Source organism: Brevundimonas sp. (assembly GCF_036402095.1).
Taxonomy (GTDB): domain Bacteria; phylum Pseudomonadota; class Alphaproteobacteria; order Caulobacterales; family Caulobacteraceae; genus Brevundimonas.
On sequence record NZ_DASWTO010000161.1, the window covers coordinates 1 to 8,261 of the forward strand.

Annotated in this window: 9 protein-coding genes; 7 read left to right on the forward strand and 2 right to left on the reverse strand. The window is 71.2% G+C overall.

The annotated features are described in order from the left end of the window. Nucleotides 1–84: 84 nt before the first annotated feature. Nucleotides 85–372: an Asp-tRNA(Asn)/Glu-tRNA(Gln) amidotransferase subunit GatC gene (gatC, locus tag VGD32_RS11075; RefSeq protein WP_331031945.1), complete on the reverse strand. Its 288-nt coding sequence runs from the start codon at nt 370–372 to the stop codon at nt 85–87. Between the two features lie 79 nt (nt 373–451). Further along, the gene (locus VGD32_RS11080; RefSeq protein WP_331031946.1) at nt 452–979 is read right to left on the reverse strand and encodes a hypothetical protein; all 528 of its coding nucleotides are present in this window, start codon (nt 977–979) and stop codon (nt 452–454) included. Between the two features lie 75 nt (nt 980–1,054). Between VGD32_RS11080 and ruvX the strand changes: the two genes are divergently transcribed. From ruvX to topA, 7 genes are all read left to right on the forward strand, one after another. Beyond that, entirely contained in the window at nt 1,055–1,519 is a 465-nt protein-coding gene (gene ruvX, locus VGD32_RS11085; protein ID WP_331031953.1) for a Holliday junction resolvase RuvX, read from the forward strand. Then, complete coding sequence (locus VGD32_RS11090) at nt 1,516–2,436, forward strand: AEC family transporter (protein ID WP_331031947.1); 921 nt, start codon at nt 1,516–1,518, stop codon at nt 2,434–2,436. The genes ruvX and VGD32_RS11090 overlap by 4 nt, the downstream gene beginning before the upstream one ends. Before the next feature lie 23 nt (nt 2,437–2,459). Beyond that, entirely contained in the window at nt 2,460–3,443 is a 984-nt protein-coding gene (locus VGD32_RS11095; protein WP_331031948.1) for an aspartate carbamoyltransferase catalytic subunit, read from the forward strand. Then, a complete protein-coding gene (gene pyrC, locus VGD32_RS11100) occupies nt 3,440–4,726 on the forward strand; it encodes a dihydroorotase (protein ID WP_331031949.1) in 1,287 nt (428 codons plus the stop codon). Before VGD32_RS11095 ends, pyrC begins: the two co-directional genes overlap by 4 nt. A 15-nt stretch (nt 4,727–4,741) precedes the next feature. Then, entirely contained in the window at nt 4,742–5,383 is a 642-nt protein-coding gene (plsY, locus tag VGD32_RS11105) for a glycerol-3-phosphate 1-O-acyltransferase PlsY (protein ID WP_331031950.1), read from the forward strand. After that, a complete protein-coding gene (gene dprA, locus VGD32_RS11110) occupies nt 5,380–6,474 on the forward strand; it encodes a DNA-processing protein DprA (RefSeq protein ID WP_331031951.1) in 1,095 nt (364 codons plus the stop codon). Before plsY ends, dprA begins: the two co-directional genes overlap by 4 nt. Before the next feature lie 92 nt (nt 6,475–6,566). Beyond that, nucleotides 6,567–8,261 (forward strand): type I DNA topoisomerase (gene topA, locus VGD32_RS11115; RefSeq protein ID WP_331031952.1); only part of this gene is annotated, 1,695 nt, incomplete at its 3' end.

Here is an 8,261-nt window from a genome sequence, read left to right on the forward strand (position 1 = left end):
GGTGATCTCCTCCGAGGAGAAGTCGCGGGCCTTGAGGCCGTCGAGGGCGGCCCTGAGGGTCAGTTTCGTCAGGTCGGTCATGATCTACTCGACCACCTTGGGCACGACGAAGAAGCCGTCGGCGGAGCGCGGCGCGTTGGAGAGGACGTCCGCGACCTTGTTCCCGTCGGTGACGACGTCGTCGCGCAGGCGCAGCGGCTGATGGACGTTGGAGGTCATCGGCTCGACGCCGTCGACGTCGACCTCGTTGAGCTGTTCGATCCAGGCGAGGATGCCGTTCAGCTCCCGGGCGAGCGGCTCGAGCCGGTCTTCCGGGGTCTTGATGCGGGCGAGGTGCGCCACGCGGCGCACGGTCGCGGCGTCGATGGCCATGCGGCCCTCCGATAGCGAGAACGTAAGCCGGCGGGATTAGCCGCCCGGCCCCGGAATCACAAGGATTCGCGTGCCGGAATCAGGCGGCGGGGGTGATCGTGACCGTTTCGGGCGCCGTCGCCTCCGGCCCGCCCGGCGCATAGTCGACGATGTAGCGCTGGTTGGGACCGCGGGTGATGTTTCCGTCCGGGCCGACGACATCCGTGGTGGTGTCGAAGATCAGACCGCGCGCGCCCTCCTCCACCAGCTCCCACGAGGCGAAGTCGCCGAGCATGAACAGGGTCCAGCCCTCGGCCGGCCCGCGGAAGAAGGCGAGATACAGGTGATTGCCGTTGGCCGCCGGATCGCCGCCGGTCAGGTTGAGCAGCTTGGCGTCGTAGCCGTGGTCGTGCAGCGGCTGGACGTTGCTGACCGAGGCGGCGCTCTGCAGGCCGGCGTCGGTGGACGGCGAGATCGAGCGCGCGGGGCCCGACGGGCGGGCGTCAACCCGGGCCTCGGCGGCCGGCGCGCCCTGCTCGGCGGGCGGCACGGCCTCCTTCCGGCTTTCGACGCCGGTGTCGCAGGCGGCGAGCCCGACCAGGGCGGTAAGGAACAGAAGCGGCTTCATTGGACGACCCTCCTCGTCTAACGCGGCGAAGCTTTGCACTTTGACACGGGGTCGCGCCAGTCCTACCGGCAGGCCGTGACCGTCATGACCCTAGAAGAGCTCGCCGCCTCGACCCCGCCCGGGACGCCGTGGCTGGGGCTGGACCTCGGCGAGAAGACCATCGGGGTGGCGGCGTCCGACGCGACGCGGATGATCGCCAGTCCGCTGGTGCTGGTCCGCAAGACGAAATTCACGGACGACGCCAATGCGGTGCTGAGGCTGATGGACGGGCGCAAGGCGTCCGGGCTGGTCATCGGCCTGCCGCTGAACATGGACGGGACCGAGGGGCCGCGGGCGCAGTCGTGCCGGGCGTTCGCACGCAATCTGCAACGGCTGCGGGCGGTGCCCGTGGCGTTTCAGGACGAGCGGCTGTCGACCAGCGCCGTCGAGCGGTTCCTGATCGAAGAGCTGGACCTGAACCGCAAGCGGCGGGCCAATGTGGTCGACCGCACCGCCGCCGCCTGGATCCTGCAGGGCGCGCTGGACCGGCTGCGGGCATGAGCGGACTGCTGGCCGGGATCGTGCCGGTGTTCGTCATGATCGCGCTCGGCTGGGGGCTGAAGGTGCGCGGGCTGCTGGCGGACGACGGCTGGCGCGCGGTCGAGCGGCTGACCTATTTCATCTTCTACCCGGCCTTCCTCGTGCCGGCGGTGTGGGGCGCGGACTTCAGCGCCGGCACGGCCGGGCCGGTGGCCCTGAGCACCATCGGCGTATCGTTCGCGGTGGCGGCGCTGACGCTGGCGGCCAAGCCGGCGATCCGGGTGAGCGATCCCGGCTTCACCAGCGTGTTCCAGGGCGTGATCCGCTGGAACGGCTTCGTCTTCCTGCCGGTGGCGGGGGCGGTGTTCGGCGAGGCGGGGCTGGGCACGGCGGCGGTGGCCTTCGGGGTGCTGGCGCCGGCGCTGAACGTGATCTGCGTGCTGGCGCTGGCGAAATGGGGCGCGGGCCAGGGCGGCGGCTGGCGGTTGGCGCTGCGCTCGCTGGCGCGCAATCCGATCATCTGGGCCTGCGGCGTCGGGGCGATGCTGAACCTGAGCGGGTTCGAGCCGGATGCGATTCTGGAGGGGGTGTTCGGCATGATGGGGCCGGGCGCGATCGCCCTGGGGCTGATCACCGCCGGGGCGGGGCTGAGCTTCCGCTACGCCGCGGCGCGGCCGGTGCTGATCGTCACCGTCTCGGCGATCAAGCTGCTGCTGCTGCCGGTCGCCATGTACTACGTCTGCGGCTGGCTGGGGGGAGACCGGACGGCGCAGGGAATCGCCCTGCTGGCCGGGGCGGCACCCGGTGCGGCGGCGTCCTATGTGCTGGCCAGGCAGATGGGCGGAGACGCGCCGTTGATCGCCGGGGTGGTGGCGTTCACGACGGTGGCGAGCGCCGCCACCATTCCGTTGCTGCTGGCGGCCTTCCGTTTCCTGTGAGTCCACCGTATAGCCGGGCCTCGATGACCCAGCCCGCCGCCGTCACCGACCTGATCCACGAGCGGCTGGCGCCGTTTCCCCGCGACCATTTCCTGTCCGCCGGCGATCTGAACGCCGCGACCGTCCCGCCCCTGCTGGACCTCGCCGACGCCTTCGTCGACTTCAACCGGCAGAGCGCCAAGTCGCTGGACCTGATGCGCGGCCGGACGGTCATGAACCTGTTCTTCGAGAACTCCACGCGGACCAGCGCCTCGTTCGAGATCGCGGCCAAGCGGCTGGGCGCCGACGTGACGGCCCTCTCGCCCCGCACCTCCTCCACGGCCAAGGGCGAGACGCTGATCGATACGGCGGCGACGCTGAACGCCATGAAGCCGGACGTGCTGGTGGTGCGCCACTCCGCCTCGGGCGCCGCGGCCCTGCTGTCGCAGAAGGTCGGCTGCGCGGTGGTCAACGCCGGCGACGGGCGCCACGAGCATCCGACCCAGGCGCTGCTGGACCTGCTGAGCCTGCGCCGGGCCTTCGGCGACGTCGGCGGACTGACGGTCGCGATCTGCGGCGACATCGCGCACAGCCGGGTGGCGCGGTCGAACGTGGCCCTGCTGTCGATGATGGGAGCGCGGGTGCGTCTGATCGGGCCGCCGACGCTGGTGCCGGGCGACGCCGACCGCTGGGGCTGCGAAGTGTTCCACGACATGCGCGAGGGGCTGCAGGGCGTCGATGTGGCGATGATGCTGCGCCTGCAGCTGGAGCGGATGGAGGGGGCGCTGGTGCCCTCGACCCGCGAGTATTTCCGCTTCTGGGGCCTGGACCGCGAAAAGCTGGCCTGGGCGAAGCCGGGGGCGAAGGTGATGCACCCGGGGCCGATGAACCGGGGCGTGGAGATCGATTCCGACGTGGCCGACGACCTGACCGTTTCGCTGATCCAGGATCAGGTCGAGATGGGGGTGGCGGCGCGCATGGCGGTGCTGGCGGCCCTGTCCGCGCGGCGCGAGGGAGCCGGGGCATGAGCGCGCTGGCCATTCTCAACGCGCGGCTGCTGGACGCCGCCTCGGACTACGACGGCCCGGGCGCGGTGCTGGTCGAGGACGGGCGGATCGTCGAGGTCATCCACGGCGCCGGAGCCGCCGCCCCGGCGGGCGTCGAGGTCGTGGACGCGGGCGGCCTGTGCCTGGCGCCCGGCCTGATCGACATCCGGGTCAAGACCGGCGAGCCCGGGGCGGAACCGAAAGAGACGCTGAAGTCGGCGTCGCTGTCGGCGGCGGCGGGCGGCGTGACCACCATCGTCATCCAGCCGGACACCGATCCGGCCATCGACGACCCGGCCATGATCGAGTTCATCCAGCGGCGCGGCGCGGCGCTGGATCTGGTCAACGTACGTGCGGCGGGCGCGGCGACGCGCGGTCGGGACGGTCAGCGCATGGCCGAGATCGGCCTGATGGACGAGGCCGGGGCGCTGTATTTCACCGACGTCGACCGGGTCATCGCCGACACCCGGGTGCTGCAGCGGGTGATGAGCTATGCGGCGGCCTTCAACGCGCTGATTTCGTGCCGGCCGGCCGATCCGTGGCTGAGCGAGGGAGCGGTGGCGACCTCGGGCGAACTGGCCACGCGGCTGGGCCTCGCCTCGGCCCCGGCCATCGCCGAGCGCATCCAGCTGGAACGCGACCTGGCCCTGGTCGAGCAGACCGGCGCGCGCTTCCTGGTCGACCAGATTTCGACCGAGGGGGCGCTGGAGACGCTGGCCCGGGCGCGCGCCAGGGGGCTGGAGGTCGCCGCCTCGGTGTCGATCAACCACCTGTGCTTCAACGAGATCGACATCGGCGACTACCGGACCTTCTACCGGATGGATCCGCCGCTGAGGCCCGAGAGCGACCGGCAGGCGCTGATCGAGGCGGTGCGCGACGGTCTGATCGACGCCATCACCAGCGCCCACGCCCCGGCCCCGGCCGAGGACAAGCGCCGGCCGTTCGCCGAGGCCACGCCGGGAGCGGTGGGTCTGGAGACCCTGCTGCCGGCGGCGCTGTCCCTGCATCACGAGGACGGTCTCGATCTGCTCGACGTCCTGCGTCCGCTGACTCATGGGCCGGCGACCTTGCTGGGCCTGGAGGCCGGGGTGCTGGCGCAGGGCGCGCCCGCCGACCTGATGCTGTTCGATCCCGGCGCGCCGGTCGTCATCGACGCCGACGCGCTGAGGTCCAAGTCGAAGAACTCGCCCTTCGACGGACGGCGCCTGCAAGGGAAGGTCTTGCTCACGGTCGTCGGCGGACGCATCGTCCACGACGCACGCTAGAGGGGAGCGAATCGGTTGCAGGATCTGGTCGGCCCGGCCCTGGGGACGCTCGCGCTCGCGGCGACGGGCGGATACCTGCTGGGCTCCATTCCGTTTGGCGTCATCCTGACCCGCGCCGCGGGCGCCGGGGACGTGCGCCAGATCGGATCGGGCAATATCGGGGCGACCAATGTGCTGCGCACCGGGCGCAAGGATCTGGCCATCGCCACCCTGCTGCTGGACGCCGGCAAGGGCGCAGCGGCCCTGCTGCTGGCGCGCTACCTGTTCCCCGGCGTGCCGGCGATCGCGGCGATCGCGGGCGGTGCGGCCTTCCTCGGCCACCTGTTCCCCGTCTGGCTGGGGTTCAAGGGCGGCAAGGGGGTGGCGACCTTCTTCGGCCTGCTGCTGGCGGCGGCCTGGCCGCTGGGCCTGCTGGCCGGAGCGACCTGGCTGATCGTCGCCGCCGTATTCCGTATTTCCTCGCTGGCGGCGCTGGTCTCGTCCGCCGCCGCTCCGCTCTACGCCCTGCTCCCGCTGGCGGCGGTGGGCCTGCCGGCGCCGGCGCCGATCTTCGTGCTGGCAGTCTTCACGGCGGGCCTGATCTGGGTGCGGCACCACCAGAACATCGCCCGTCTGCTGAAGGGGTCCGAACCCCGTATCGGCGCCGGGAAGGCGTGACCGCCCGGGCGCCGCTGCCGGAGACGGAGCGGTTCGCCCGATTGCGACTGGCCCGGACCGACCGCGTCGGCCCCGTCACCTTCAAACAGTTGCTGGACCGGTTCGGCACGGCGGAGCGGGCCATCGAAGCCCTGCCCGACCTTCTGCGGCGCGGGAGCGGCCATGGGCAGGACCTGCCGCCCATCGCAGAGATCGAGGCCGAGGTCGAGGCGGGCGCACGGATCGGGGCGCAGCTGATCGTGCTGGGCGACGAGGACTATCCGCAGATGCTGGCGGCCGTCGACCCGCCGCCGCCGGTGCTTTGGGCGCTGGGCGACGCGGGCCTGACGGGGCGGCCGTGCATCGCCGTGGTCGGGGCCCGGATCGCCTCGGCCGGCGGTCAGCGGATCGCGCGGGGTTTGTCGCAGCAGCTCGGAGAGGCCGGTCACGTCGTGGTCTCGGGGCTGGCGCGGGGCATCGACAGCGCGGCGCACCTCGGGGCCCTGCCGACCGGCACCGTGGCCGTGCTGGGCGGCGGGGTGGACGACGTCTATCCCCCGGACAACGCCGACCTCTACCGCCAGATCGCCGAGCAGGGCTGCGTCGTTTCGGAGAGTCCGATCGGCGCGCGCGCCCAGGCCAGGGATTTCCCGCGCCGCAACCGCATCATCTCGGGCCTGTCGCGCGGCGTCATCGTGGTCGAGGCGGAAATCCGCTCGGGCTCGCTGATCACCGCCCGGCTGGCCGGCGAACAGGGCCGCGACGTGTTCGCGGTGCCGGGCTCGCCGCTGGACCCGAGGTCGCGCGGTCCGAACGAACTGCTGCGGCAGGGCGCGATCCTGTGCGAGGGCGTGGACGATGTGGAGCGCGCCTTCTCGACCCTGCGCACCCTGCGCGAGCCGCCGCCGGACAATCCGTTCGACGGCGCGCCTGACGATGTCGACGCCGCCTTCCTCGACCGGGTCGCGGCCCTGCTCTCTCCGACCCCGACGCCGCGCGACGAGCTGGCCCGGGCGCTGTCGGCCCCGATCGGACGGGTGGCCGCGGCCTTGCTGGAACTGAGCCTCGCCGGCCGCGCCACCCTGTTGCCGGGAGGACTGGTTTCCCTCTGACGCGGGATCCGAATTTCACCGCCGATTGACAGCGACGCCCGCGCCAACCACGTTCCGCCCCCTTTCGAGCCCCTTCAAGGCCCCCTCCCCGCATGAACCTCGTCGTCGTCGAGAGCCCCGCAAAGGCCAAGACCATCAACAAATATCTCGGCCCGGACTTCCACGTCCTGGCGTCCTACGGTCACGTCCGCGACCTGCCGTCGAAGGACGGGTCCGTTCTGCCCGACGACGACTTCGCCATGTCGTGGGAGATCGATCCCAAGGCCTCGAAGCGGATGTCCGAGATCGCCGAGGCGGCGAAGAAGGCCGACCGGGTCATCCTCGCCACCGACCCCGACCGCGAGGGCGAGGCGATCAGCTGGCACGTGCTGGACATCCTGACGAAGAAGAAGGCGCTGAAGGATACGCCGGTCGAACGGGTCACCTTCAACGCCATCACCAAGCCCGCGGTGCTGGAGGCCATGGCCGCGCCGCGCCAGCTGGATATGGAGCTGGTCGAGGCCTATCTGGCCCGGCGCGCGCTGGACTATCTGGTCGGCTTCACCCTGTCGCCGGTGCTATGGCGCAAGCTGCCCGGCGCGCGCTCGGCCGGCCGCGTCCAGTCGGTGGCCCTGCGCATCGTCGTCGACCGTGAGCTGGAGATCGAGGCCTTCCGGCCGCAGGAATACTGGTCGGTCGAGGCCGATCTGACCGCCGACAGCCCGCCCTTCACCACCCGGCTGGTCAAGCACGACGGCAAGCGCGTGCAGCGGCTGGACATCGTCTCGGAAGCGATGGCGACGGCGGCCCGCGAGGCGATCAACGCCGGGCGGTTCACCATCCGCTCGATCGAGAAGAAGCCGGTCAGGCGCGCGCCCAGCCCGCCGTTCATGACCTCGACCCTGCAGCAGGAAGCCTCGCGCAAGCTGGGCTTCACGGCGCAGCGGACGATGCAGGCGGCGCAGAAGCTGTACGAGGGCGTCGACGACCAGGGCGGTCTGATCACCTATATGCGGACCGACGGCCTGTCGGTCAGCCCGGAAGGCATCGCCCAGGCGCGTCAGGTGATCGGCGACCGCTTCGGCCCGGCCTACGTCCCCGAACAGCCCCGGTTCTACAAGACCAAGGCCAAGAACGCCCAGGAGGCGCACGAGGCGATCCGCCCGACCAATATGGCGAGGGCGCCGGAGACGCTGCGCCTCGAGGGCGACCTGCAGCGGCTGTACGAACTGATCTGGAAGCGGACCATCGCCAGCCAGATGGAATCGGCGCGGCTGGACCGCACCACGGTCGAGATCGAGGAGCCGACGGGGCAGACGGCCCTGCGCGCCACCGGCCAGGTGGTCGCCTTCGACGGCTTCATGGCGGTGTATGAGGAGGGCCGCGACGACCGGCCGAAGTCGGGCGAGGACGACGAGGACGACACCACCCGCCTGCCGGCCCTGAAGGAAGGCGCGGGCGTCAAGGTCGAGGCCGTCCGCACCGAACAGCATTTCACCGAACCGCCGCCGCGCTTTTCGGAAGCCACCCTGGTCAAGAAGCTGGAAGAACTGGGCATCGGCCGCCCGTCGACCTACGCCTCGATCCTGACCACGCTGCGCGACCGCGGCTATGTGCGGATGGACAAGAACCGGTTCATCCCGGAGGACACGGGCCGGCTGGTCACCGCCTTCCTGGAACAGTTCTTCGCAAAGTGGGTGCAGTACGACTTCACCGCCGATCTGGAGACCCAGCTCGACGAGGTGTCGGCGGGCGATCTCGACTGGAAGAAGCTGCTGCGCGACTTCTGGGGTCAGCTGAAGCCGGCC